This is a genomic window from Blautia sp. DFI.1.216 (assembly GCF_020594215.1).
In the GTDB taxonomy this organism is placed as follows: domain Bacteria; phylum Bacillota; class Clostridia; order Lachnospirales; family Lachnospiraceae; genus Blautia_A; species Blautia_A wexlerae.
In genome coordinates this window covers 32,444-58,909 of record NZ_JAJDML010000010.1, presented here as the reverse complement: position 1 = coordinate 58,909, position 26,466 = coordinate 32,444, and the positions used below count along the sequence as shown (strand labels likewise).

The 26,466-nt window shown below is 41.9% G+C and carries 22 protein-coding genes; 21 read left to right on the top strand and 1 reads right to left on the bottom strand.

What is annotated here, in order from left to right:
* Nucleotides 1–83: 83 nt before the first annotated feature.
* From LJE11_RS05885 to ftsZ, 17 genes are all read left to right on the top strand, one after another.
* A complete protein-coding gene (locus LJE11_RS05885; protein ID WP_227295637.1) occupies nt 84–2,945 on the top strand; it encodes a glycoside hydrolase family 3 C-terminal domain-containing protein in 2,862 nt (953 codons plus the stop codon).
* Nucleotides 2,946–2,971: 26 nt separating this feature from the next.
* Nucleotides 2,972–5,410 carry a glycoside hydrolase family 3 C-terminal domain-containing protein gene (locus LJE11_RS05880; protein WP_173698816.1) on the top strand — a complete coding sequence of 813 codons (2,439 nt, stop codon included), beginning with the start codon at nt 2,972–2,974 and terminating at the stop codon, nt 5,408–5,410.
* Complete coding sequence (locus LJE11_RS05875) at nt 5,407–6,003, top strand: hypothetical protein (protein ID WP_055059339.1); 597 nt, start codon at nt 5,407–5,409, stop codon at nt 6,001–6,003. Before LJE11_RS05880 ends, LJE11_RS05875 begins: the two co-directional genes overlap by 4 nt.
* 184 nt (nt 6,004–6,187) lie before the next feature.
* A complete protein-coding gene (locus LJE11_RS05870; protein ID WP_172730318.1) occupies nt 6,188–6,361 on the top strand; it encodes a hypothetical protein in 174 nt (57 codons plus the stop codon).
* A 138-nt stretch (nt 6,362–6,499) separates the two neighbouring features.
* Nucleotides 6,500–7,597: a redox-regulated ATPase YchF gene (ychF, locus tag LJE11_RS05865; protein WP_008706507.1), complete on the top strand. Its 1,098-nt coding sequence runs from the start codon at nt 6,500–6,502 to the stop codon at nt 7,595–7,597.
* A gap of 20 nt (nt 7,598–7,617) precedes the next feature.
* Nucleotides 7,618–8,640: a prolipoprotein diacylglyceryl transferase gene (gene lgt, locus LJE11_RS05860; RefSeq protein ID WP_118593039.1), complete on the top strand. Its 1,023-nt coding sequence runs from the start codon at nt 7,618–7,620 to the stop codon at nt 8,638–8,640.
* Nucleotides 8,641–8,933: 293 nt separating this feature from the next.
* The gene (gene mraZ, locus LJE11_RS05855; protein ID WP_020993618.1) at nt 8,934–9,365 is read left to right on the top strand and encodes a division/cell wall cluster transcriptional repressor MraZ; all 432 of its coding nucleotides are present in this window, start codon (nt 8,934–8,936) and stop codon (nt 9,363–9,365) included.
* Nucleotides 9,366–9,415: 50 nt separating this feature from the next.
* On the top strand, nt 9,416–10,351 hold the full coding sequence (gene rsmH, locus LJE11_RS05850) for a 16S rRNA (cytosine(1402)-N(4))-methyltransferase RsmH (protein ID WP_008706511.1): 936 nt from the start codon (nt 9,416–9,418) through the stop codon (nt 10,349–10,351).
* Between the two features lie 15 nt (nt 10,352–10,366).
* Nucleotides 10,367–10,945, top strand: coding sequence for a hypothetical protein (locus LJE11_RS05845; protein ID WP_020993617.1), 579 nt, complete (start codon nt 10,367–10,369; stop codon nt 10,943–10,945).
* 65 nt (nt 10,946–11,010) lie between these two features.
* A complete protein-coding gene (locus LJE11_RS05840) occupies nt 11,011–13,194 on the top strand; it encodes a peptidoglycan D,D-transpeptidase FtsI family protein (protein WP_008706513.1) in 2,184 nt (727 codons plus the stop codon).
* Nucleotides 13,195–13,263: 69 nt separating this feature from the next.
* Nucleotides 13,264–15,099, top strand: a complete 1,836-nt coding sequence (locus LJE11_RS05835) for a peptidoglycan D,D-transpeptidase FtsI family protein (protein ID WP_020993615.1) — start codon at nt 13,264–13,266, stop codon at nt 15,097–15,099.
* A 108-nt stretch (nt 15,100–15,207) separates the two neighbouring features.
* Entirely contained in the window at nt 15,208–16,164 is a 957-nt protein-coding gene (mraY, locus tag LJE11_RS05830) for a phospho-N-acetylmuramoyl-pentapeptide-transferase (protein WP_020993614.1), read from the top strand.
* A 54-nt stretch (nt 16,165–16,218) separates the two neighbouring features.
* Nucleotides 16,219–17,574: a UDP-N-acetylmuramoyl-L-alanine--D-glutamate ligase gene (gene murD, locus LJE11_RS05825; RefSeq protein WP_008706517.1), complete on the top strand. Its 1,356-nt coding sequence runs from the start codon at nt 16,219–16,221 to the stop codon at nt 17,572–17,574.
* 86 nt (nt 17,575–17,660) lie between these two features.
* Complete coding sequence (locus tag LJE11_RS05820) at nt 17,661–18,758, top strand: FtsW/RodA/SpoVE family cell cycle protein (protein ID WP_008706519.1); 1,098 nt, start codon at nt 17,661–17,663, stop codon at nt 18,756–18,758.
* An 80-nt stretch (nt 18,759–18,838) separates the two neighbouring features.
* Complete coding sequence (gene murA, locus LJE11_RS05815; RefSeq protein ID WP_020993613.1) at nt 18,839–20,122, top strand: UDP-N-acetylglucosamine 1-carboxyvinyltransferase; 1,284 nt, start codon at nt 18,839–18,841, stop codon at nt 20,120–20,122.
* Nucleotides 20,123–20,141: 19 nt separating this feature from the next.
* Nucleotides 20,142–21,281, top strand: a complete 1,140-nt coding sequence (locus LJE11_RS05810; protein WP_026648241.1) for a cell division protein FtsQ/DivIB — start codon at nt 20,142–20,144, stop codon at nt 21,279–21,281.
* 217 nt (nt 21,282–21,498) lie between these two features.
* A complete protein-coding gene (gene ftsZ / locus LJE11_RS05805; protein WP_008706522.1) occupies nt 21,499–22,677 on the top strand; it encodes a cell division protein FtsZ in 1,179 nt (392 codons plus the stop codon).
* A gap of 146 nt (nt 22,678–22,823) precedes the next feature.
* Here the strand turns inward: ftsZ and LJE11_RS05800 are convergent, their stop codons facing one another.
* The gene (locus LJE11_RS05800; protein ID WP_008706523.1) at nt 22,824–23,153 is read right to left on the bottom strand and encodes a DUF1540 domain-containing protein; all 330 of its coding nucleotides are present in this window, start codon (nt 23,151–23,153) and stop codon (nt 22,824–22,826) included.
* A gap of 453 nt (nt 23,154–23,606) precedes the next feature.
* Here LJE11_RS05800 and infC point away from each other — a divergent pair, with 453 nt between their 5' ends.
* From infC to LJE11_RS05780, 4 genes are all read left to right on the top strand, one after another.
* Nucleotides 23,607–24,101 (top strand): translation initiation factor IF-3, encoded by a 495-nt coding sequence (gene infC, locus LJE11_RS05795; RefSeq protein ID WP_008706524.1) that lies wholly within the window; start codon nt 23,607–23,609, stop codon nt 24,099–24,101.
* A 35-nt stretch (nt 24,102–24,136) separates the two neighbouring features.
* A complete protein-coding gene (gene rpmI / locus LJE11_RS05790; RefSeq protein ID WP_008706525.1) occupies nt 24,137–24,334 on the top strand; it encodes a 50S ribosomal protein L35 in 198 nt (65 codons plus the stop codon).
* Nucleotides 24,335–24,381: 47 nt separating this feature from the next.
* On the top strand, nt 24,382–24,738 hold the full coding sequence (rplT, locus tag LJE11_RS05785; protein ID WP_008706527.1) for a 50S ribosomal protein L20: 357 nt from the start codon (nt 24,382–24,384) through the stop codon (nt 24,736–24,738).
* A 435-nt stretch (nt 24,739–25,173) separates the two neighbouring features.
* Nucleotides 25,174–26,328 carry an ABC transporter substrate-binding protein gene (locus LJE11_RS05780; protein ID WP_020993610.1) on the top strand — a complete coding sequence of 385 codons (1,155 nt, stop codon included), beginning with the start codon at nt 25,174–25,176 and terminating at the stop codon, nt 26,326–26,328.
* Nucleotides 26,329–26,466: the final 138 nt, after the last annotated feature.

Genomic DNA, 26,466 nt, shown 5'->3' with positions numbered 1-26,466 from the left:
ACGAAATAATAACCATGTTATAGTAATGTCAACAGGAAATGATACCTGAAAAAGGCGAGAGAGTCAAAGGAGGAAAAAAGAGAATGATCAGTGTTGAAATGGAAGATGTTCTGGCGGTATTACAATTATGCAAACCGTATATTATCGGTATTATTGCTGCACTTGTAATTGGAATCGTAATTATGATCGCATGCCGCAGGATGTCCAGGGGCAAAAGATTTCTGATAAGAGGAGAAGCTGCGATCGCAATGGTTCTTGCAGTTGTTGTCTGCGTGAATATGATCTGTTTTGGACCAATGTCTACGTTGATTGGACTGGCAACGGGAAATGGAACTTTAAGCGATGAAACAAATGAAGAAGCTGCGGAAGTAGCAGAAGAAATTATGGAAGATGGAATTGTTCTTCTGAAGAATGAAAGCCTGCTTCCTTTAAATGAAACAAAAAAACTGAATATTTTTGGCTGGGAATCTATTAATCCGGCTTATGGAGGAGCTGGTTCCGGTGGAATTAATGATCTGTATGATATTGTCAGTCTGAATCAGGGACTTGAAAATGCCGGATTTTCTATTAACCAGGAACTGGTTGATTTTTATAACAATTATGGTGCAGATAATCCGGAAATGTCTATCCAGAAACAGAGCTGGACATTACCGGAGCCACCTGTAGATACTTACAGTGATGAGCTTATTAAAAGTGCGAAAGAGTATTCTGATGTGGCAGTTGTGGTTCTTTCCAGAAAAGCAGGTGAAGGTCATAATGATATTCCTATGGATGTAAGAAAAGCAGCATATGATAATAATTCAGATGAATATGATGATTTTCCTGAGGGAGAGCATTATTTACAGCTTTCACAAACTGAGAGAGATATGGTAGATATGGTTTGTTCAAACTTTGATAATGTGATTGTGGTTTATAATGGAGCAAATCAGTTTGAACTTGGTTTCGCAGATGAATATCCTCAGATTAAATCTGTTGTATGGTGCCCCGGAACGGGAAATGTGGGATTTAATGCACTTGGTAAAGTATTTTCAGGTGAAGTCAATCCTTCCGGAAAAACACCGGATACATTTATTTATGATATGACGACTGCTCCGTGGTGGAATAATGCAGAAAAAACGGAGTATACAAATCTGGCAGATATGGCCGTTGAAGGAATGAACGCAGGAACTGCCCAGGTGTATGCTCCGGCATTTACCAATTATGTGGAAGGTATTTATGTAGGATACAAGTACTATGAAACAGCTGCACAGGAAGGTGCGATTGATTACGATAAGACTGTACAGTATCCATTTGGATATGGTCTGAGTTATACGGAATTTGAACAGAAAATGGGTGAACTGGAGGAAAAAGACGGACAGATTTCTGTAGATGTAGAAGTAACCAACACAGGAGATGTTGCCGGAAAAGATGTAGTAGAAGTGTATTATAAACCGCCATATACAAATGGGGGAATTGAGAAATCTTCTGCAAATCTGATTGAGTTTGCAAAAACAGATCTGCTTCAGCCGGGAGAATCTCAGACTGTTACAGTTACATTCAGTATAGAAGATATGGCCTCTTATGATGAGAATAATGCAAAAGCATATGTTCTTGAAAAAGGCGATTATGTGATTTCTATCAACAGCGATTCACATACTGTGCTGGATCAGAAAACTTATACTGCAGATAAAGATGTAGTATATAAGGGAGAAAATAAAAGAGCATCAGATGATACTGCAGCAACAAATGTATTTGAAGATGCAAAAGGAGATATAACATATCTGTCACGTGCAGATCATTTTGCAAATTATGAAGAGGCTACAGCAGCACCGGCATCTGCAGAGCTGGGTGAGCCATATGTTTCTGAATATCATCTGAACAGCAACTTTGATAAGACTACATATCTCAATGATGAGGATGTAATGCCGACAACGGGAGCAGATAATGGACTTACATTAGCTGATATGCGTGATGCTGATTATGACGATCCTCGTTGGGAAAAACTTCTGGATCAGCTTACTGTTGATGAAATGGCAAATATGATTGCAATGGCAGGTTATCAGACAGCAGCCATGGATTCTGTGGGAAAAGTGGCTACACTTGATTTCGATGGACCAGCAGCAATTAATAACAACTTTACAGGAGTTGGTTCTATTGGATTTCCAATTGAAGTTGTGGTTGCTTCCACATGGAATAAGGAACTTGCACAGGCCTGGGGTGAATGCATGGGCAAGATCAGTCAGGAAATGGGTGCAGAGGGCTGGTATGCACCAGGTATGAATACTCATAGAACCGCATTTGGAGCAAGAAACTATGAATATTTTTCAGAAGATGGAGTTCTTGCAGGAAATATGGGAGCAAAAGCAGTAGAAGGAGCAAGAAAATATGGAGTTTATTCTTATATCAAACATTTTGCTCTGTATGAGGGAAATGCAAAGATGGTAAGTGTCTGGTCAAATGAGCAGGCAATCCGGGAAATCTATCTGAAACCATTTGAAATTTCTGTAAAACAGGGTGGCGCAAATGCAGTTATGGTTTCCTGGAGCTTCCTTGGAGATAAATGGACTGGAGAATGCAGTAACCTTATTAACACAGTACTCAGAGAGGAATGGGGATTCAGGGGAATGGCGCTTACAGACTTCTTCCGAAACAATGGTCATGGATTTATGAATGCAGATGCAGCTTTGGCAAATGGAGTAGATGTAATGTTGTCCACATTCAACGGAGAAGAGAACAATGTAGCCAATCCGGAGCATCCGACATCTGTACTTCAGATGAGAAATGCCTGCAAAAATGTCATGTATACAGTTGTAAGCAGCTGGGCTTATGACGGAGAACACGAAGAAACAGGTATGGAAAACTGGAAAAAAGCAGGAATTGGTATCGACATTGTAATAGCACTTTTCATGGCAGGAATGGAAGTACTGGTAATCAGAGGATATAAGAAAAGAAAGAATGCTGAATAAAGATGAAAGTGGGATGGAAAACAGTTATGAAACAGCAAAAATTGGTTGAAAAGATGACAATAGAAGAAAAGGCAGCAATCCTCAGTGGAAAAACTGTCTGGCAGACCAGAGAAATTGACAGGCTTTCCATCCCGTCCATCTTTCTTTCAGATGGACCGCATGGAATCAGAAAACAGGCAGGGGCAGGAGACCATCTGGGACTGAATGCATCCTTGAATGCAACTTGTTTTCCCACAGCAGCGACGATAGCAAACAGTTGGAATCAGGATCTGGGGGAAGAGATTGGACAGGCTCTTGGAGAGGAAGCAGCAAGTATGGATGTAAATATCCTGCTTGGTCCGGGATTAAATATTAAAAGAAGCCCGTTATGTGGAAGAAATTTTGAATATTTTTCAGAAGATCCATATCTTTCCGGGAAGATGGCAGCGTCATATATTCGTGGAATACAGAGTAAAGGCGTTTATGCCTGCCCGAAGCATCTGGCGGTTAACAGTCAGGAACTTCGGAGAATGGCAATGGACGCAGTTGTTGACGAACGGACATTAAGAGAAATTTATCTGACCGGTTTTGAGATAGCTGTTAAAGAAGGACACGCAAAAGCAATCATGAGCAGTTACAACCAGATTAATGGGATTTATGCTAATGAGGACAAACATCTTTTGACAGATATCCTGCGCAAAGAATGGGGATTTGATGGAATTGTAGTAACAGACTGGGGCGGAAGCAATGACCATGTGAAAGGTGTTGCTGCCGGCTCAAATCTGGAGATGCCGTCCTGTGGGTACGATTCTGCAAGAGAAGTGATTGCTGCTGTCCGAAATGGAACGCTGAAGGAAGCGGATTTGGATGAAAGAGTTGGAGAACTGGTGGATGCAGTGATGGAACTGACATCAGGGAAGAAGCTTTCAGATAAAAACTTTGACAGAAATGCACATCATCAACTGGCAAGGAAAGCAGCAGCAGAAAGCATGATTCTTCTGAAAAATGAAAAACAGATTCTTCCGCTGGATACAAAAAAATCCATCGCTGTTATTGGAGATTTTGTTTTTTCACCCAGATATCAGGGGGCAGGGTCTTCTATGGTCAATCCAACAAAAGTAGAAGATATGTCATCGATTTTGCAACAATATGATCTGAATATTCTGGGGATGACAAGAGGCTATCAGAGAAATGGAGATGTAGATGAGAATGATAGAAAGTTTGCATTAAATTTGGCCATGAACGCAGATATTGTGATTTTCTGCTTTGGTCTTGATGAGATCAGTGAATCAGAAGGACTGGATAGAACCCATATGCGTATTCCGCAGAATCAGATAGATCTTCTGCAGGATATCAGTAAAGTGAATGAAAATATTATTGGAATACTGAGTGCAGGATCTGCGATAGAAATGCCATGGCACACCTGCTGCAAAGCGATTTTGCATGGCTATCTGAATGGACAGGCAGGCGCTTCTGCAACATTGGATATTCTGACCGGAAAAGTGAATCCATCAGGAAGACTGGCAGAAACATATCCCATATCTTATGAACAGACACCGGCATTCCGATATTATCCAAGTAATGAGAAAACATCGGAATACCGAGAGAGTGTTTATGTGGGATATCGCTATTATGATACTTCAAAAGTCCGGGTGCAATATCCATTTGGCTTTGGACTTTCCTATACGGAATTTACATATTCTGATCTTATCATAGAAGAGGATGGAATCAAAGTTTCGGTTACCAATACAGGTGACAGAGATGGAGCAGAGGTTGTTCAGATGTATGTAGGACTTCCTAATGCAATCGTGTTCCGACCGGAAAAAGAACTGAAAGGTTTTGTAAAAGTTTATCTAAAGGCAGGAGAAAGCAGACAGCTCAGGATTCCGTTTGATGATAAGACATTCCGTTATTGGAATATAAAAACGGGACAGTGGGAAATAGAAACAGGAACTTATCAGATTATGGTAGGAGCCAGTGTTGCAGATATTCGTTTAACAGGTATGACTGAGAGAATAGGAAATAGTAAAGGGTATCCGTATAATCCGGCAAAAATGCCTTACTATTATACAGGAATCGTGCAGAAAATATCAGATGAGGAATTTCGTGAACTTCTTGGCCATGAGATACCGAACGGGAGATGGAGTGGAAATCTGGAAATCAATGATGCAATCTGTCAGATGTATTATGCAAAAAGTCGACTTGCAAGGCTGATATATAGATATCTCACAAAAATGAAAAAGAAGAGTGAGGCACAGGGAAAGCCAGATCTGAATATTCTTTTTATTTACAATATGCCGTTTCGGGGGATTGCCAAGATGACCGGCGGGGCCGTCAGTATGGAAATGGTATATGGAATTGTCGATGCTGTGAATGGCCATTTTATGCTTGGAGTAAAAAAAGTAGTTGGCGGATATTTCAGAAACAGAAGAAATAATAAGAAATATGAAAAATTATTAAAAGGAGCCGGAGGGAAGTGCAGATGAATCATATAAAAAATATATGGAAATGTTTTGAAGAGAAACATGCTACTTTTGCAAAATGGCTTTATCAGATATTCTATTTTGTTATATTCAGTATGGGCGTGACAGTATTCCAGTATCTTGTATTTACATTTTTACCAGGGATTTTGGGAATTGGTCTGGCTGGTACAGAATTTATGTGGCCAAAGGTTTCAATGAATCTGTTTGGAGTAAAATTTACATGGAGCTTGCTGGGGTATAATGTATTGCGTGATGCAACGGGGAATATACTGATCGGTGGTGGACTTGGCTATTTTATCAGTTATGAATTGGGGTCATTTCTTGCACAGTGTATCAATTTTCCGCTTCAGAGAAATATTACTTTTAAAAGCCATGGAAATCCTGTATATCAGGCAATCTGGTATTTTATAGCATGGGTGGTAATTTCACTGATCTGTAATGGATTTAATAATCTGTGGATGCCAGTTGCATCTGCATATGTGGCACCGGCAGTCTATAACATGCTTGTGACAATTATTACAGGTGGAGTTTCCATGGTGATTTTTTTCTTTGTGTTTAAAATTATTTTCCCGGAGGGGAAGGCTGAATCTTTCTGATAAACTGCGGAGCAGTTATTCGGTTATGAGCAAGTAGCAGAGCGGATTGTGAATATCCGCTTGACTAAGGCATTTACCTGAAATAGGTGAGTGCTTTTTTGTTTTCAAGTATTCTATAAGAGACTGTATTTATGCCCTTCATCTTTTGAATATGTGTAAGGACATTTTTTGAGCCGGCATAAAAATGATTTTTACAAAAATTAGAAATAGAAATAAGGCGAGAGAAGAATTTGAAAAATTCATTTCGAAAAGTGTGGAAATATTAGCAGAAGATGAGATGAAAATGAATATTCACAAAGATAAGATGCTATGGTATAATACAAAGTACTGTATTAGGACTTCTGATGAGAGAAGCTGAAATATGGGAAAAGATTTAAAAGGCAAAGAGCTTGGATTGTGAATATCCACTTGATTGTCATTTGATATGTTGGTCAATCAAAGATTTAGCTATTGGACTGGGATAAAATCAAAGGATTTATAGGAGGAAATATAAAAAATGAAATTAGGAATCGTCGGATTACCCAATGTTGGAAAAAGTACATTATTTAATTCATTGACAAAGGCAGGCGCAGAATCTGCAAATTATCCGTTCTGTACCATTGACCCTAATGTAGGTGTTGTTACAGTGCCGGATGAGAGACTGAAGCTTCTCGGAGACTTTTATCATTCTAAGAAAGTGACACCTGCTGTAATTGAATTCGTAGATATTGCAGGACTTGTAAAGGGAGCATCCAAAGGAGAAGGCCTTGGAAACCAGTTCCTTGCAAATATCCGTGAGGTAGATGCAATCGTTCATGTAGTCCGCTGCTTTGAAGATTCCAATGTTATCCATGTAGATGGAAGTATTGATCCTATCCGTGATATTGAAACTATTAATCTGGAGCTGATCTTCTCAGACCTTGAGATCCTTGAGAGAAGAATTGCAAAAGTTACAAAAACAGCACGCATGGACAAAGAGGCTGCCAAGGAGCTTGATTTCCTTCAGAAGGTAAAAACACATCTGGAAGATGGCAAGATGGCAATCACTATGGAAATGGAAAATGAAGATGAAGAAGCCTGGATGTCTACTTATAATCTGCTTACCTGGAAGCCTGTGATCTATGCAGCAAACGTAGCAGAAGGAGATCTGGCTGATGACGGTGAAAGCAACAGTCATGTACAGGCAGTGCGCAAATATGCGGCAGAGCAGAACAGTGAGATTTTCGTTATCTGTGCAGAAATCGAAGAAGAGATCTCTGAACTGGATGATGATGAGAAGAAAATGTTCCTGGAGGATCTGGGACTGACAGAATCAGGACTTGAGAAACTTGTAAAAGCAAGCTATCATCTCCTTGGACTGATGAGTTTCCTTACTTCAGGTGAGGATGAGACAAGAGCATGGACGATTAAAATCGGAACAAAGGCTCCGCAGGCAGCAGGTAAGATCCATACAGATTTTGAGCGAGGATTTATTAAAGCTGAGGTTGTAAATTATCAGGATCTTCTGGACTGTGGTTCCTATGCAGGTGCCAGAGAGAAAGGTCTTGTAAGAATGGAAGGTAAAGAATACGTTGTACAGGATGGAGATGTGATCTTATTCCGATTCAATGTATGATGAACAGGTGATTTATGGAAATGTCGATACGTTTTCCGGGACCCGGCCTGGTCTTTGATTATGTGCCGCGCTCATTTCAGATATTTGGAATGGAATTTACCATATATGGAGTACTGATTGCTGTGGGTGCTCTTCTTGGAATGGGACTTGTGACACTTGAAGCGAAACGAAATGGGGAAGATCAGAACAGGTATCTCGATATGATACTTATTTCCCTGATGGTTTCAGTGGCAGGTTCCAGATTATTTTATGTGGCTTTTTCATGGGGATTTTATAAAGAAAATCTGAATGCCATACTGGACTTTCGAAATGGTGGTTACGCTTTATATGGTGGTCTGCTCTTTGGATTTCTTGCGGCAGCGGTATTTTGCAGGATTACCAAAATGTCATTCTGGCAGAGTGCCGATATTGCGTGTCCCGGAATACTTCTGGGACAGGCTATAGGGCGCTGGGGTAACTTTTTTAACAGAGAGTCTTTCGGAGAATATACAGATCTGCCATGGGCAATGCAGATACCGGTTTCAGCTGTGCGGTCAGGAGAAGTTTCGGGAGCAATGAGAGATAATCTGCTGACTATAAATGGGATTTCATATATTCAGGTTCAGCCGATTTTTCTTTATGAAAGTCTGTGGTGTCTGCTGCTATTTCTGCTGTTGATGGCCATGCGCCGAAAAAAGAAATATGAAGGCGAATTGTTTATGATCTATCTGGCAGGTTATGGTCTGGGAAGGTTTTTCTTTGAATGGTTCAGAACAGATAAGCTTTATATTCCGGGGACAAAAGTGGGGATTTCGCTGGTAATTTCCGCTATATTATTTGCTGTTTTTATGCCTGTAGTGATCATACGCAGAGTGATGGCACAGAAAAGAGATACTATACGCCGGCAGAGGAAAAAAAGATTTCTGGATGAGTCAGTGAAAGAAAAACAGATGTTTCCTGAGACTTCTGAAATGAAACCGGAACCGGAAATCCGGCCGGAGATGGATGAACAGGTAAAGCCAGATGTGGGAACTTCTCCCACAAATTCAAAAGAAGAACAGTAAAAAAACATATATCTGAAAGATAAGTGGGTTGAAAGTGGAAATTCAACCCACTTTTTGTGTATAAAAGCCCATTTTTCTCGTAAAAATAAGGTTGTTTCATAAATGTTAACAGAGTTCTAAATTTTAAAAATCTTTTTCTCCCCCTTGTTTTTTCAGCCTAAATAGTTTAGAATAAGCACATAAGTGGTAGAAAGTGGTGAATAGTGGTGGTGAGTGGGGAATAACGGCAGAGTCCATTACCACCTGAGAAATCTGAAGGGGAGATTCAGATTTTGCGAGAGTAGGTGAGTAACATGTTCATGGGAGAGTATAACCACACGATCGACGCGAAGGGGCGTCTGATCATTCCTTCTAAATTCAGGGAGCTCTTAGGGGAAGAGTTTGTTCTGACAAGAGGGCTTGATGGCTGTCTTTACATTTATCCGATGGATGAATGGGAATCCTTTGAAATGAAGCTCAGATCTTTACCACTTACAAATAAAAATGCCAGAACTTTTTCACGATTCTTTGTAGCTGGAGCAACTACATGTGAACTGGACAGGCAGGGACGAATCCTTGTACCGCAGACACTGCGCGAATTTGCCGGTCTGGAGAAAGATGTGGTTCTGACAGGTAATCTGAACAGAATTGAAGTTTGGAGCAAAGAAAAATGGAATGAGATCTGTGATTATGATGACATGGACAGCATTGCAGAGAGCATGCAGGACATGGGAATCACAATCTGACAGGTCTCGTTTGAAGTATCTTGCAAAGTAAATCCAGACAGGAGACGGAGATGGAATTTAAACACAAATCTGTATTACTGGAAGAGACCATTGAAGGTTTGGATATCAAACCGGACGGAATCTACGTGGATGGTACTTTAGGAGGTGCAGGGCATGCCGGTGAGGTATGCAGGAAACTTTCTGCCAAGGGGAGATTTATTGGCATAGATCAAGACCAGGATGCGATAATTGCTGCGAGTGAGAGGTTAGCCCCCTATAAACAGGCGACGATCATTCGCAGCAATTATTGTTACATGGTACAGGAACTGGCAGCAAGAGGCATCTATAAAGTCGACGGGATTCTCCTTGATCTTGGAGTATCTTCCTATCAGCTTGACAATGAAGAACGCGGTTTTACCTACAGGGTAGATGCACCGCTCGATATGCGCATGGACCAGCGCCAGACGCAGACAGCCGGCGATATTGTCAATGGCTATGAAGAAAAAGAATTATACCGTATTATTCGTGATTACGGTGAAGATAAATTTGCAAAAAATATTGCAAAACATATTGTTGCCGCCAGACAGGTGAAACCGATCACAACCACCGGAGAACTGACAGAGATCATCAGAGAATCCATTCCCATGAAGATGCAGGTGAAGTCAGGACATCCGGCCAAGAGAACTTTTCAGGCAATCCGTATTGAGCTTAACAGAGAGCTCGATGTGCTGCGGGATTCTCTGGATGGAATGATCGATATCCTTGATGATGGCGGAAGACTTTGCATTATCACTTTTCATTCTCTGGAGGACAGAATTGTAAAGACGATTTTCAGAAAAAATGAGAATCCGTGTACCTGCCCTTCAGATTTTCCTGTATGCGTATGCGGGAAGAAATCCAAAGGAAAAGTGATCACAAGAAAGCCGATTCTTCCGGGGGAGACAGAGATGGAAGAGAATCCGCGTTCCAAAAGTGCAAAGCTTCGGATTTTTGAGAGAGTATTATAATTAGAGAGGCATGAAATGGCGAGAACGACCAGGAGTGAAACAGCAAGAAGAAGCAGAACCAGTGCCAGAACAAACAGAGGAATGTATGTTGACGGAAATACGGTCAGACGTCTTGCAGAAGTTCCGGAGAGAAAGAGGCAGCCGGGAAGACAGAATCCGGGAAGGCAGCAGACCAATCGAAACCGAAGAGTGCAGGCGAGTCCTGCGCAGGTACCAAGGCAGAAACATCAGTTGAGTAAAGAAGCACAGAAGAACAGGCAGAAGGCGACTGCAATGAACTGGGGATTTGTAGCGTTTCTGGCAGTTGTATGTGTGGCGATATTATTCTGCTCTGTGAAATATCTTCGTTACAAATCAGAGATTACCGCAAAGATGAGTACAGTTGCATCTCTTGAGGAGGAACTGGCAGATTTAAAAGAAGACAATGATGCATATTACAGCCAGGTGACATCAAATGTGGATCTGAATAAGATTAAGCAGACTGCATTGGGAAGACTGGGGATGAAATATCCGTCAGATGATCAGACAGTAACCTATTCTACATCGGGTAACAGCTATGTAAGACAGTATCAGGATATACCAGATTCAAAGTAGGTGATTAATTGAGCAATACGGGAAGAAAGAGTCGAAGAAGACCACAGAGAAAAATAAATCAAAACATGAAAGAAAAGCTGCTGATATTGTTTGGAATTGTGTTACTGCTTCTGGTAATATTAGTGCTGAGAATTACTTATATTAATGCTACCAGTGGAAGCAAATACAAAAAACAGGTGTTAAGTCAGGCACAGCAGAAATATGAGAGCCAGGTACTGCCGGCAAAGAGAGGCGATATTTATGACAAGAACGGAAATATACTGGCTACCAGCAATAAAGTTTATAATGTGATCCTGGACTGTAAAACTGTAAATTCAGATGAGGACTATGTAGAGCCAACAATACGTGCCTTAAATGAGGTGCTGGGGATTGATGAAGAAACAGTGCGTTCTCTTTTGGCCGATTCAAGAACCAGCCAGAGTCAGTATCAGGTACTGACAAAACAGCTGTCTATGGACAAAAAGAAAGAATTTGAAAAATATAAGGCAGAGGATGAAGATTCCGGTCTTACTAAAGCGCAGGCAAAGGAACGGGCAAATATCAAAGGCGTCTGGTTTGAAGAGGATTATCTGAGAAGTTACCCGTTTAATGAAACAGCATGCGATACAATTGGTTTTGCACTGGACAGAGATGTGGCAGATATCGGACTGGAAGGGTACTATAACAGCACACTGACAGGCGTAGACGGAAGACAGTATGGGTATATCAATGATGATTCAGATGTGGAGCAGACCATTATTGCTGCGGTGAATGGAAAAAGCATTCAGACCAGCATTGACATCGGTGCACAGCAGATTGTTGAGAAATATGTTAATGGATTTAAAGAGGCAATGGGGGCCAAGAATATAGGTGTCATTGTTGAAAATCCGTCCACCGGTGAGATTATTGCCATGGATGGTGGTGACCGTTATGATCTGAATAATCCGAGAGATCTTTCCGCTGTATATACAGAAGATGAAATCAAAGCGATGAATGATGTGGAAACAGTGGAGGCTCTGAATGGTATGTGGAGTAATTTCTGCGTCACAGATGCCTATGAGCCGGGATCTGTTGTAAAGCCGATCGTCATGGCTTCTGCATTGGAAAAGGGTGCGATACAGGAAACAGATACATTTGTATGCGATGGATCGCAGACTTTTGGAGATACTATGATCAAGTGTGCGGTTTATCCGAGCGCACATGGCACAGAGACACTGGGAGAGGTAATTGCAAACTCCTGTAATGATGCAATGATGCAGATTGGTGCCAAGATGGGAGCTACTCAGTTTATCAAAGCACAGAGTCTGTTTAATTTCGGAACAAGGACAGGGATTGACCTGCCGAATGAAGGCGCAGGTATTATCCATACTAAGGACAGTATGGGGGAAACAGAACTTGCATGTTCTGCTTTTGGACAGGGTTTTACCTGTACCATGATCCAGGAAATCAATGCGATGAGTTCCGTTATCAATGGCGGATATTATTATCAGCCGCATCTTGTGACAAAGGTTCTTGACAGTAATGGTGGAACTATAAAAACAATCTCGCCGATACTTCTGAAGCAGACGATTTCCTCCAGGATTTCCAGTGATATCAGAAGCTATATGGCATTGAGTGTACAGCAGGGTACCAGCCGTCATTCCAAAGTGCAGGGTTACAGTTCAGGCGGTAAAACAGGTACAGCGGAGAAATACCCGCGAGGAAACGGAAAATATCTGGTTTCTTTTATTGGATTTGCTCCTGTAGATGACCCGGCTGTGGTAATTTATGTAGTTGTAGATGAACCGAATGTAGAGGATCAGGCAAACAGTACTTATCCGCAGTATATTGCACAGGGAATCCTTTCGGAGCTTCTTCCGTATCTGAATGTAGTGCCGGATGAATCTGAAGATGGAACAGTGCCGGAGACAGAATTGTGGGAAGGGTTTAAGGGACATTTAAAGAGTACTTCCATATCGGACAGTGAACTTGACAGTGACGGTAATCTAGTGGATGCAGATGGCAATCTGATAGACTGGGATGGAAACCGGATTGATGAAAACGGATATCTGCTGGATGCCAATGGAGATCACATATTGGATGAGGAAGGCAATTATAAGATGTCTACAAATCTTGTCAGTGCTTCGGGAAGTACGGATGCAGATTCTTCAGGAGATGCAGTATCCAATCCTGATGCACCTGCACCTCTGGAGGATGATGAAGCTGAGACGACTGAGGATAATGACGAAGAGACAGACGGTATTACCAATGAAGAAGCAGGTCTGGAATAAAAACGTATAGTTATAGCTCCGCAGAGAATGGTCATATATTGTTATGACAATCTCTGCGGAGCTTTTTTTATGAAAAAAAATATGACGTTTCACAAGAGAAAAATATGGGTGGTATTACTCTGCTGTATTTTAATGATGACAGGCCTTATCGGAAGACTGGTATATCTTATGTGTTTCAGATCAGACTATTATTATAAGAAAGCAAAAGAACTTCACGAAAGAGAGAGAGAGATCAAAGCGGCCAGAGGAGAGATTCTGGATGCAAAGGGAAAAGTTCTGGCATCAAACAGGACGGTATGTACAATTTCTGTGATCCACAGTCAGATTAAAGAACCTGAAAAAGTAATCGCCCTGCTGTCTGAAAAACTGAAAATAGATGAGGCAGAAGTGAGAAAAAGAGTGGAGAAAATCTCTTCCATAGAAATAGTAAAGACAAATGTGGAAAAAAGTACAGGTGATGAGATAAGAGAGTGCAGTCTGGCAGGGGTGAAAGTTGATGAGGATTATAAGCGTTACTATCCATGTGGAAGTCTGGCTTCAAAAGTCATTGGCTTTACGGGAGGTGATAATCAGGGAATTATCGGTCTGGAAGTGAAATATGAAGAAGTCCTGAGGGGACAGCCGGGTAAAATCCTGACAACAACAGATGCCAGGGGTGTGGAAATTGATAAATTGGGTGAGACAAGGGAAAAACCGATAGAGGGGAAAAGCCTGATGATCAGCCTTGATGTAAATATTCAGGAATTTGCGCAGCAGTCAGCTTTGAAAGTAATGGAGGAAAAGCAGGCAGAACGTGTATCTATCCTGCTGATGAATCCACAGAACGGCGAAATATATGCATGTGTCAATGTGCCGGAATTTGACCTGAATGATCCTTTTACCCTGACAGATGATCTGAATATGCAGTTAAATGAATCCGGGATAACAATACCGTCGGAAGATCACAATGAACAAAGTGAACTGGCAGTGCAGACAGCATCAGGAAAAACAAATACAGAAAGAAAGCAGGAATTACTGAATCAGATGTGGAGAAATCCCTGTTTGAATGATACTTATGAACCGGGCTCCACATTTAAAATCATCACCATGGCAGCCGGACTGGAGGCTGGTGTTGTTTCACCTGGGGACCGTTTTTATTGTCCCGGATATAAAGTGGTGGAGGATCGCAGAATCCACTGTGCAAAAAGAACAGGACATGGATCCCAGAATTTTGTGGAAGGTGCACAGAATTCCTGTAACCCTGTGTTTATAGAGGTGGGGCTTCGCCTTGGGGTAGAACGTTATTATAAGTATTTCAGACAGTTTGGACTTCTGGATAAAACCGGGACAGATCTTCCGGGAGAGGCAGGAACTATTATGCATCAGAAGAAAAATATGGGAGAAGTGGAACTGGCAACGGTTTCTTTTGGACAGTCTTTTCAGATTACGCCTGTTCAGCTGGCTGCAACAGTAAGTTCACTTATAAACGGAGGCAGACGGGTGACACCGCATTTTGGAGTCGCAGTGTTAAATCCTGACAGAACAGAGGGTGAGAAACTGATTTTTCCGGTAAAGGAAGGAATTGTCTCTGAAGAGACTTCGAAGGAAATAAGAGAAATCCTGGAAACAGTAGTATCTCAGGGCTCCGGAAAAAATGCAAAAATTGAAGGATATGCCATCGGTGGGAAAACTGCCACTTCTCAGACACTGCCAAGAAGTGCAAATCGTTATATTTCCTCTTTTTTGGGATTTGCACCTGCAGAAGATCCGCAGATACTGGGACTGTGTATTATTCATGATCCGAAAGGAATCTATTATGGAGGGACAGTAGCTGCACCTGTGATACGTGGTATTTTTGAGAATATCTTGCCATATCTTGGAATTGAAAAAAGTGATGTTTCTGATTTTTCTGCAGAAGGCAATTAGGGAAATTCCGCAGGCAGGGTTGATAAATAAGCAAAAAAGCCTTATACTAAAAGAAATCTGAAAGTAAAAAACTTTCAGGAAAAAACGAAAGAATGAATGAGGTGTAAGATGGAATTTCAAGTTGTAATCCCTGTGCTGATTTCTTTTGCAATCAGCGTTGTATTAGGACCGGTCATCATTCCTTTTCTTCGGAGACTGAAGATGGGCCAGACAGAAAGAACAGAGGGCGTACAGTCCCATTTAAAGAAAGCAGGAACACCTACAATGGGTGGAGTGATCTTTCTGATCGCCACAGCGATAACTGCATTATTTTATGTAGGGGATTATCCGAAGATCATTCCGGTACTGTTCCTGACTCTTGGATTTGGAATTATCGGATTTCTGGATGATTATCTGAAGGTTGTGCTGAAACGCTCAGACGGACTGCTGCCATGGCAGAAATTTTTACTTCAGGTAGTTCTGACTGCGATTTTTGTATTTTATATTGTTAAGTATACAGATATCTCACTGACTATGAGAATCCCATTCTGGAGCGGACATTTTCTGAATCTTGGATGGTTGGCAGTTCCGGTTCTTTTCTTTGCTGTGATCGGTACTGTGAATGGAGTTAATTTTACGGATGGTCTGGATGGTCTTGCTTCCAGTGTGACTCTGATCGTTGCAGTATTTTTTACAGTAGTTTCTATTGGAATGAAATCGGGGATCGAGCCGATTACAGGTGCAGTTGTGGGAGGTCTGATGGGATTTCTGTTGTTTAATGTATATCCGGCAAAAGTGTTTATGGGAGACACAGGTTCTCTGGCATTGGGCGGTTTTGTTGCAGGTACGGCTTATGTGATGCAGATGCCGTTATTTATCCTGCTTGTGGGTCTGATCTATCTGATAGAAGTACTTTCCGTTATCATTCAGGTAACTTATTTCAAGGCAACACATGGAAAGCGTATTTTTAAGATGGCACCGATCCATCATCATTTTGAGTTATGCGGATGGTCTGAAACACGTGTAGTTGCGGTATTCTCAGTTATTACAGCGGTTATGTGTATGGTCGCACTGCTGGCACTGTAAGATTTTGGCTAAGCAGATTTCAGCGTTATGCTGATAAAAGGGAGGAAAATTATTATGGAATTACAGGGAAAAAAGGTACTTGTATTCGGTTCCGGAAAAAGCGGAATCGGAGCATCTGACCTTCTGGCAAAGGTAGGAGCATTTCCGGTTATCTATGACGGAAATGCCGAAACAGATAAAGACGCAGTTGTACATAAAACAGATGGGACATATCCAGTCACTGTATATGCAGGAGAACTTCCGAAAGAAGTACAGGACAGTCTTGATCTGGTAGTTTTAAGCCCCGGAGTACCGACAGATCTTCCACTTGTAAAGAGTTTTTATGAGCAGGGGCTTCCGGTATGGGGAGAGGTGGAACTGGCATACAGAGTAGGTGACGGTGAAGTGCTTGCCATCACAGGAACAAACGGAAAAACTACTACAACAGCACTTCTTGGAAAAATTATGCAGGATGCACGTGAGTCTGTTTTTGTAGTCGGCAATATCGGAACCCCATATACTTCCAAAGCACTGGAGATGAAGCCAAATTCTATAACTGTTGCAGAAATCAGCAGTTTTCAGCTAGAAACGATTGATGAGTTTGCACCAAAGGTATCTGCAATCCTGAATATTACAGAGGACCATCTGAACCGTCATCATACAATGGAAGAGTATATACGTGTGAAAGAACTGATCACTGAGAATCAGGGTACAGAAGATGTATGCGTGCTGAATTATGAAGATGAGGTTCTGCGTGAGTTTGGAAAACATCTGACTCCACGAGTGGTATATTTCTCCAGCGGACGTAAACTGGATGAGGGAATTTATCTGGATGGAAATAAAATCATCCTGAAGGACGGAGAAAAAGAAATCGAAGTAGTTAAGACAGAAGATCTGAAGCTTCTTGGAAAACACAATTTTGAGAATGTTATGGCCGCAGTTGCAATGGCTTACTACGATGGAGTATCCTTGGACAGCATCCGTAAGAGCATCTGTGAATTTACAGCTGTTGCACACAGAATCGAATATGTGACAGAGAAAAAAGGCGTTGTATATTATAATGATTCCAAAGGAACTAACCCGGATGCGGCAATTAAAGGAATCCAGGCAATGAACCGTCCGACACTTCTGATCGGCGGCGGTTATGATAAACAGTCCGGTTATGATGAATGGATTGAGGCATTTGACGGAAAGGTACGTTATCTGGTGCTGATCGGTCAGACAAAGGAGAAAATCAAAGAAGCTGCTGAGAAACATGGTTTCCATGACATCATCCTCTGCGAAGATCTGAAAGAGGCAGTAAAGGTATGTGAGGAGAAAGCACAGCCTGGAGATGCTGTTTTGCTTTCTCCCGCATGTGCAAGCTGGGGACAGTTTGATAACTATGAACAGCGTGGAGATATGTTCAAGGAATATGTAAGAAATCTGTAGAATATCTATAAGTAAGAATTATAGCTGTCCGGCAGAGAAAGACGAAGCTGCAGTGACCGGCTATAGATAATTTTGCGGAGAAACAGATGGCGCGAAAAAGAGCGACAGATTTATCAAAAACAGATATGACGATGCTGGTACTGATAGTACTGCTTGTGATTTTTGGCCTGGCAGTATTATTCAGCTCCAGTGAATATAATGGCAGAGTACGTTTCGGCGACTCTGCCTGTTATTTTAAGAAACAGTTATTTGCCACAGCATTGGGTATGGGAGTAATGTATATGGTTTCTTCCATTGATTATCATTTTTTTCTGAGGCTGGGACCAGTGGCATATCTGATTTCAATGTTTTTGTCCGGCGCAGTACTTTTTGTAGGTCAGGAGATCAACGGCTCAAAAAGATGGCTGAATCTTGGACCTTTATCTTTTCAGCCTTCAGAGTTTGCGAAAGTTGCTGTAATCCTTTTTCTTGCATGGCAGATCGAGCGTACAAAAAAAGCAACCATGGGCTTTGGATTTATGTGCAGGACAATATTGACCCTGCTGCCGATCATTGGTCTTGTAGGTTCAAATAATCTGAGTACAGCGATCATTATTCTGGGTATCGGTGGAATTCTGATTTTTGTATCCAATCCGGGATATCTGGAATTTATCGGGCTTGGCAGCGCAGGTGCAGGTTTCATAGCTGTTTTTCTTGCTGCAGAGAGTTATCGTCTGGAACGTCTTGCAATCTGGAGAAATCCGGAGAAATATGAAAAAGGATTTCAGACGATCCAGGGACTGTATGCCATCGGCAGCGGCGGAATATTCGGCAGAGGATTTGGAAACAGTCTGCAGAAACTTGGATTTGTTCCGGAAGCGCAGAATGATATGATTTTTTCGATTATATGTGAGGAAATGGGAGCAGCCGGAGCTATCTTTCTGATTTTTCTGTTTGCAATGCTTCTGTGGCGGCTGGGTGTGGCTGCCATGCATGCAAAAGATCTGGCCGGAGCTCTTATCTGTTGTGGAATTATGGGGCATCTGGCTCTTCAGGTTATTTTGAATATTGCAGTGGTGACCAATACAATCCCCAATACAGGCATTACGCTGCCTTTTATCAGCTATGGAGGAACTTCGGCAGTGTTTCTTCTTGGGGAAATGGGACTTGCGATGAATGTTGGGAAATGTGACAGGATAAATTGAATTACAGGTTTCAGAATGGCGTAACATATAATAGAAAAAGCCATAAACTGTAAAGTAAGAGACTCTTTGGGAGCAAAAGGTTGGATGAAATCCATGTGACAGGTAAAGCATCTCTCAGCGGGGAGATTTTTATACAGGGATCTAAAAATGCAGCACTTCCAATGATAGCCGCATCTCTGATGCACAGAGGACTAAGCATTCTGAGGGGATGTCCCAGAATTTCAGATGTTTTTTGTATGGAAGAGATTTTGAAAAGTCTTGGTGCAGTGACCTGGTGGGACGATCACGATCTTTATCTGGATTGTTCCTGCGCAGACGGAACAGAAATTCCTGCAGTCTATACAGGCAGAATGCGTTCTTCGATCATTCTGGCAGGTGCGGTGCTTGCAAGAAACAGAAAATGCAGGATAGGGTATCCGGGCGGATGTACAATCGGGAAAAGACCAATAGATTTCCATCTTATGGCACTGAGAGCACTTGGCGCGGATGTCCGGGAAAATGCATCAGGCCTGGATGGAGAATGTGTCAGATTTGAAGGGCAGGATATTGTGTTTCCGAAATCGAGTGTGGGAGCTGCTCAACAGGCAATACTGGCAGCAGTTCTTGCAAAAGGTGTAACACATCTTTATAATTGTGCGAAAGAACCGGAGGTTTTCTGGCTCTGCAGATATCTGAAAACAATGGGAGCACTGATAGAAGGAGAAGAAACCGGTGAAATTACGATCAGAGGAGTGGATGAACTGAAAGGCGGAGACTACCGTATTCCTCCGGATCGTATTGTTGCAGGTACCTATCTGTGTGCGGCTGCGGCAGCAAGAAGTAAGATTATTCTTCATGATGTACCTGTGGAGGAGCTGCAGTCGTTTATGGAAGTATATCGGAAAATAGGTGGACAATATCAAGTAAATGGTGGTACACTAGAGGTCAATGGAAAGAATGCTGTCAGACCGGCTGTTTTAGTAGAAACAGAAATTTATCCGGGTTTTCCCACAGATCTGCAGGCTCCGTTGATGGCGGTGCTGACAGGTGCACAGGGACAGAGTACCATACGGGAAAATATTTTTGACCGGAGATTTGGCAGTGCTTTTCAGATGAAAAAAATGGGCGCAGATATTTCCGTAAGCGGAAACCAGGCAATCATAAGAGGGGGAAAAACTCTTAAGGGAACACAGGTACAGGCAGGAGATCTCAGAGGTGGTGCAGCCCTGCTCATTGCCGCACTTATGGCAGAGGGAGAAACCTGTGTTACAGGAGCCGGGTTTATCAGCAGGGGCTATGAGCATATCTGTGAAGATTTACGGACTTTGGGCTGCAGAATATGGCAGCCGGGGACAGAGGATTTGAGGATTTATGAGAGAAAGTAATTATGGGAAAAGACCTCCTATGAGTAAAAGGACGAAGAAGATGCTGGCAGGTATGATAGGCGCCGGAGTTATGGTCGCTGTGATAGTATTTTTTTCCTATTATAAAGTAGATACTGTTGAGGTGAGGGGAACTTCCCATTATACAGACGAAGAAGTAAAGAATATGGTGCTTCGGGGACCGATGGCTTCCAATTCGGTCCTTGCACCACTGCTCTACAGCACTACAAATACAGAGGACATTGCATATGTAGATGCATTTAAAGTTACCCAGCTGAACCGAAATACCATCTGTATCAGCGTAAAAGAGAAAAAAACAGTCGGATGCATCCGATATCTTGACAGTTACATTTATTTTGACAGAAATGGCATTTTTGTGGAGGGTTCTCAGAACAGAGATGAGACGGTTCCGTATTTTGACGGAATTCAGGTGAACAGCATCGTGATGGATGAGAAACTGGATATTAAAGGAGATACTGTACTGAATACAGCTGTAGCATTGTCTACAATCTTTCAGAAAAATGATATGATCCCCGATCATATCCAGTTTGACAGCAGCTATTCTATCAGCCTCATCTATGGGGATATAACTGTTCAGCTTGGAAAAGATGCTGATCTGGAAGAGAAGATGAACCGAGTGATAGCGATTCTGCCCAAAATTCAGGGAAAAAAAGGTATTCTTCATATGGAGAGTGTGGCTACGGAGTCCAATACCTTTGAAGAAGAACTGGAACAGGAAGAAGTTACTGCTGAGAACTGGAATGGCGGTTATGATGAAGATGGCAATTATACCGGAGACGGCGAGTATGACGAGGATGGTAATTATGTAGGTGCAAAACCGAAGACTGCTCTTGAGGAAGCAATTGAGAACTGGAATGGCGGTTATGATGAGGAAGGGGATTATACCGGAGCAGGTGAGTATGACGAATCCGGTAATTATGTGGGACCGAAGCCTACACAGGAATCTCTGGATGCGGCATCTGATGAGTCGGGAGACGGTTCAGGAGATGAAAGTTCCGCAGATGACCAGAGTTCTGAAACTTCAGAAGATGGAGAAAGTGATTCATCATATGACGACGGAAACTCAGATGATTCAGATGGATATGGTGATTATACAGAAGATAACAGTGATTATCAGGGGGATGATTCTGAGGGATATTGATAGTATATGGAAACTTTGAGATCAGAGAAGGCTCCGTACACTGATACAACATATTTACCGGAATTGCCGAAAAAGAGTGAAAAAAGTATAAAAAAACAAAATTAATGGTTGATTAATTCCCAAAAAAAATATATGATATATCTATATGTAACTTTGATATAAATCACTGAAAAGGATATCAGGTATAAATAAAGGAGGAAGTACGTTGTTAGAGATTATGTCAAACGAGGCTGAATCATCTGCCAAGATCATAGTGATCGGTGTAGGTGGAGCCGGAAATAATGCAGTAAACAGAATGGTGGAAGAGGCCATCGGCGGAGTAGAGTTTGTAGGTGTTAATACTGATAAGCAGGCTTTAACTCTGTGCAAAGCTCCAACTGTACTTCAGATTGGCGAGAAGATTACCAAAGGTCTTGGTGCAGGAGCCCAGCCTGAGGTTGGACAGAAAGCAGCAGAGGAGAGCATTGAAGAAGTAAAACAGTTAATGGAAGGTGCGGATATGGTATTCGTTACCTGTGGTATGGGAGGCGGAACCGGAACCGGAGCTGCACCTGTTATCGCAGCAGCAGCGAAAGAAATGGGTATCCTTACAGTTGGCGTTGTTACAAAACCTTTCCGTTTTGAAGCAAGAACTCGTATGAATAATGCACTTGCAGGCATTGAGAATCTGAAGAAAGCAGTGGATACATTAATCGTTATCCCGAATGATAAATTACTGGAAGTTGTAGATCGCAGAACAACCATGCCGGAAGCTCTGAAGAAGGCTGATGAAGTTCTGCAGCAGGCAGTACAGGGCATTACAGACCTGATCAATCTGCCGGCTCTGATTAACCTTGACTTTGCAGACGTTCAGACTGTAATGACAGACAAGGGAATTGCCCATATCGGTATCGGTGAAGCAAGAGGAGACGACAAAGCTATGGAAGCTGTACAGCAGGCCGTATCTTCTCCACTTCTTGAGACAACCATCAAAGGTGCTACACATGTTATCATTAATATTTCCGGAGATATTTCTCTTATGGATGCCAATGATGCCGCAAGCTATGTACAGGAGCTTACAGGTGAGGAAGCAAACATCATCTTTGGTGCCATGTATGATGATACAGTTGCTGACTACTGCAGAATCACAGTGATTGCAACAGGTCTGAATGATGATAACCTTCAGCAGACCCCTTTCGGAAAAAGAAGCACAGCTTCTTCCTTTGGTGCAAGAAGACCTTCTTCCACAGCAACGACAGGTACAGCAACAGCCGGAACTGCAGCAGGAAGCGGTATGAACATGCCTAGCTTCAGCCTTCCAACTATGAATGCCACACCATTTGGAGCATCTAAGACTCCGTCAAGCACTGTTCAGAAGAAGGATATCCAGATTCCGGATTTCTTAAGAAACAGATAGGATTATCTGTTTTGCAGTGAAATAATTTACAGACAGACAAAAGAGACATATTCCATATAGATGGACATGTCTCTTTTTTTGACCGAATCAGGGAAGTTCATTATCCCTGATATACGGGTGAAAATCCTGTTGCCATGGTGTTGATATTATGCGCCACAATGGCACTGGAAGGTGTCACATCTTGTATCGGAAGATGCATGTGCATTAGAGCCGTCTACCTGAATGGAGGATGCTGTACATTTGCAGTTATCATTATAGGTACAGTTATGGGCTTTGCAGTCGATCTGGATTTTGTCGCAGCCACAGTCATCTGTATAGCTGTCTTTCATGGAACTGCCGGTTCTCTCTCGGAAACTGCCGCAGCTTGTCTCATTTGCAGAAGTAGCATTTTCGCCTGTCACGTCAATATCACCCTTTGAACAGAGCTGTTCTTTGTTGTAAACACAGGTCATTGCTGAACATTTAAGAATTGTCATAGAGTTACCCTCCTGAGAAAATCTGAGATAACTATTCAATACTGCTGTAGTGCAAGAGTACTGAACAGTTACATTGAATAAGTTTCGGAGATAGGATGTGCAGTTTGAGAGAAAATATACATGAGGTTGAAAAAAATAAAGAAAATGTAAAAAGTACTTGACATAGCAGACTGAACATGGTATCTTATACAAGTACGTAAGAAAACAAAGCAGAGTTCCACTCTCACCTCAGCGCATTTAGTTTAGCGGCTTGGGTTTATATTGCACAGAGAAGGCTGATATTTAAGGTTGGCAGGAATAAGGAGATTGTTCCGCAGATTAAGAAGAAAAGATATCAGCAGTGTGATAGCGGAGTGTGGATTTTGTCCACGCTTTTTTTATGTAAATGAGGGCGACGAGAAGTCATTAGAATCTATCTAACAGGTATGGAGGTGCACTACAATTAGCAATTTAATGATTAACGAACAGATCAGAGACAAAGAGGTACGCTTAATCGGTTCGGACGGAGAACAGCTTGGAATCATGTCCGCGAAAGAAGCAATGTTCAAAGCTCAGGAGGCAGGGCTTGACCTGGTAAAAATTGCCCCGCAGGCGAAACCGCCGGTATGTAAGATCATCGATTATGGTAAATACCGTTATGAGCTTGCAAGAAAAGAAAAAGAAGCCAAGAAGAAGCAGAAGACCATCGATGTCAAAGAAGTGCGACTTTCTCCAAACATTGATACCAATGACCTGAATACGAAAGTCAACGCCGCCAGAAAGTTCCTCTCCAAGGGTGACAGAGTAAAGGTAACATTACGTTTCCGTGGACGAGAAATGGCACATATGGCAAGCAGCAGACATGTACTCGATGATTTTGCAAAACAGCTTGCAGACGTGGCAACAGTGGAGAAGGCACCGAAGGTTGAAGGCAGAAGCATGACCATGTTTTTAACGGAAAAACGTTAAATATAATAGAGATACAGTTTAAGGAGGAATTAACAATGCCAAAAATTAAAACTTGCAGAGCAGCAGCAAAGCGTTTCAAAAAAACAGGTACAGGAAAATTAGTAAGAAATAAAGCTTATAAGAGCCATATCTTAACAAAGAAATCTCAGAAGAGAAAAAGAAATCTGAGAAAATCTACTGTTGTTGATGCTACTAATGTTAAGAGCATGAAGAAAGCATTACCGTATTTATAAGAAGCATTCATCATTTGAAGATAGACGTACAGGAGGAAATTTAAGAAATGGCAAGAATTAAAGGCGGATTAAACGCAAAGAAAAAACATAATCGTACATTAAAACTGGCAAAAGGTTACAGAGGAGCCCGTTCCAAACAGTATAGAGTTGCTAAGCAGTCTGTAATGAGAGCACTTACAAGCTCCTACGCAGGAAGAAAACAGAAAAAACGTCAGTTCAGACAGCTCTGGATCGCACGTATCAATGCAGCAGCAAGAATGAACGGATTATCCTACAGCAAACTGATGCATGGACTGAAAGTTGCAAACATCGACATCAACAGAAAGATGCTTGCTGAACTTGCAGTGAACGATGCAGAAGGATTTGCAGCACTTGCTGAGATCGCTAAAAAAGCAATCGCATAATTGGCGGTTTTAGAGAGATATAAGATTTGATAAATTAAATCAGAATTTTGAGGTACGCATAGAAATTGTTACGGTTTCTGTGTGTACCTTTTTTGATGTATTTTTCGATGAATGGGATAAAATTGCGTGTGCGGTGCGGTCAAGTGTCCATGAAAGACGGAAAAATCTTAAATTTCCATAAAGTTTTTCTTGCATGGTCAAATATATGGTGATATAATTCAAAACAGCAACATATTAAAGTGTCAGTGGAAGCCAAAGCCGGCTGGGAACCCAGTTGGCTTTTTGTTACTTTTCAGTTCCTCTACATAATAAATGAACTTGCGGAATTTAGCACATCAAAAATGATGTACCAGGTGGAATGAATGGTAACGGAAGCTAACCTTATGAGCCGTAAGAGGGACGAAAGGACTGACAAAATATAAGGAGGATTTTATTATGAAAAACCTGAAAAAAATCATCAGTGTTACTGCGGCAGCAGCAATGGTAATGTCAACAGTTGCACCTGTATCTGTATTTGCAGACGATGCTACATTTAAGATCGGTGGAATCGGACCTGTAACCGGAGCAGCAGCAATCTATGGACAGGCTGTAAAGAATGCAACAGAGCTTGCAATCAATGAAGTAAACGAAGACGGCGGAATCAACGGATATCAGGTAGAGTTCAAATTTGAAGATGATGAAAACGATGCTGAGAAAACCCTGAACGCTTACAACGCATTAAAAGACTGGGGAATGAACATCCTGGTTGGTACAGTTACTTCCACACCTTGTGTAGCTGTAGCAAATGAAACAGCAGCAGACAATATGTTCCAGCTTACTCCATCCGGATCTGCAACAGAGTGTGTTGCTAATCCGAACGTATTCCGTGTATGCTTCTCTGACCCGAACCAGGGTACTGCAGCAGCTCAGTACATTGGAGAGCATAAACTTGCTACAAAAGTAGCTATTATCTACGATAGCTCTGATGTATATTCATCAGGTATCACACAGAACTTCACAGCAGAAGCAGCTAATCAGGGTATTGAAATCGTATCTTCCGAAGCATTCACTGCTGATAACAATAAAGACTTCTCCGTACAGCTTCAGAAAGCAAAAGACGGTGGTGCTGAATTAGTATTCCTTCCGATTTATTATACAGAAGCTTCCCTGATCCTTGCACAGGCAGACAGCATGGGATTTGAAACTAAATTCTTCGGATGCGACGGTATGGACGGTATCCTTGGTGTAGAAAACTTTGATACATCTCTTGCAGAGGGGCTGATGCTTCTTACACCATTTGCAGCAGATTCTACAGATGAGAAAACCCAGAACTTTGTAAAAGCATACAAAGATGCTTACAAAGACACACCAAACCAGTTCGCAGCAGATGCTTATGATGCAGTATACGCAGTCAAAGCAGCAGCAGAAAAAGAAGATGTAAAAGCAGACATGGATGTTGCAGATATCTGTGCAGCACTTGAAAAAGGCATGACCGAGATCACACTTGAAGGTGTTACAGGTGACGAGATCACATGGACAGAAGACGGTGAGCCGAACAAAGCTCCGAAAGCTGTAGAAATCAAAGATGGTGCTTACGCAGCAATGGAATAATGAAATTGAAATAACTGAAAAGATTTCATAAGAAATAAAATGCGATTGTTCCTGGAGTGGACAATGGTTGCATGCCAACGGGGCTGTCTGAATTATGCAGACAGCCCTGTTGCCTAATACGTTATTACATTAATGCGT

Bases quoted from the DNA above. Each gene is read 5' to 3' on its own strand.
- rpmI (WP_008706525.1), top strand. From the start codon at position 24,137: ATGCCAAAAATTAAAACTTGCAGAGCAGCAGCAAAGCGTTTCAAAAAA.
- LJE11_RS05820 (WP_008706519.1), top strand. From the start codon at position 17,661: ATGGCGCGAAAAAGAGCGACAGATTTATCAAAAACAGATATGACGATG.
- LJE11_RS05810 (WP_026648241.1), top strand. From the start codon at position 20,142: ATGAGTAAAAGGACGAAGAAGATGCTGGCAGGTATGATAGGCGCCGGA.
- LJE11_RS05780 (WP_020993610.1), top strand. From the start codon at position 25,174: ATGAAAAACCTGAAAAAAATCATCAGTGTTACTGCGGCAGCAGCAATG.
- LJE11_RS05840 (WP_008706513.1), top strand. From the start codon at position 11,011: ATGAAAGAAAAGCTGCTGATATTGTTTGGAATTGTGTTACTGCTTCTG.
- LJE11_RS05870 (WP_172730318.1), top strand. From the start codon at position 6,188: ATGATTTTTACAAAAATTAGAAATAGAAATAAGGCGAGAGAAGAATTT.
- LJE11_RS05835 (WP_020993615.1), top strand. From the start codon at position 13,264: ATGAAAAAAAATATGACGTTTCACAAGAGAAAAATATGGGTGGTATTA.
- LJE11_RS05875 (WP_055059339.1), top strand. From the start codon at position 5,407: ATGAATCATATAAAAAATATATGGAAATGTTTTGAAGAGAAACATGCT.
- LJE11_RS05885 (WP_227295637.1), top strand. From the start codon at position 84: ATGATCAGTGTTGAAATGGAAGATGTTCTGGCGGTATTACAATTATGC.
- rplT (WP_008706527.1), top strand. From the start codon at position 24,382: ATGGCAAGAATTAAAGGCGGATTAAACGCAAAGAAAAAACATAATCGT.
- mraY (WP_020993614.1), top strand. From the start codon at position 15,208: ATGGAATTTCAAGTTGTAATCCCTGTGCTGATTTCTTTTGCAATCAGC.
- lgt (WP_118593039.1), top strand. From the start codon at position 7,618: ATGTCGATACGTTTTCCGGGACCCGGCCTGGTCTTTGATTATGTGCCG.
- rsmH (WP_008706511.1), top strand. From the start codon at position 9,416: ATGGAATTTAAACACAAATCTGTATTACTGGAAGAGACCATTGAAGGT.
- LJE11_RS05880 (WP_173698816.1), top strand. From the start codon at position 2,972: ATGAAACAGCAAAAATTGGTTGAAAAGATGACAATAGAAGAAAAGGCA.
- ftsZ (WP_008706522.1), top strand. From the start codon at position 21,499: ATGTCAAACGAGGCTGAATCATCTGCCAAGATCATAGTGATCGGTGTA.
- infC (WP_008706524.1), top strand. From the start codon at position 23,607: ATGATTAACGAACAGATCAGAGACAAAGAGGTACGCTTAATCGGTTCG.
- LJE11_RS05845 (WP_020993617.1), top strand. From the start codon at position 10,367: ATGGCGAGAACGACCAGGAGTGAAACAGCAAGAAGAAGCAGAACCAGT.
- LJE11_RS05800 (WP_008706523.1), bottom strand. From the start codon at position 23,153: ATGACAATTCTTAAATGTTCAGCAATGACCTGTGTTTACAACAAAGAA.
- ychF (WP_008706507.1), top strand. From the start codon at position 6,500: ATGAAATTAGGAATCGTCGGATTACCCAATGTTGGAAAAAGTACATTA.
- mraZ (WP_020993618.1), top strand. From the start codon at position 8,934: ATGTTCATGGGAGAGTATAACCACACGATCGACGCGAAGGGGCGTCTG.
- murD (WP_008706517.1), top strand. From the start codon at position 16,219: ATGGAATTACAGGGAAAAAAGGTACTTGTATTCGGTTCCGGAAAAAGC.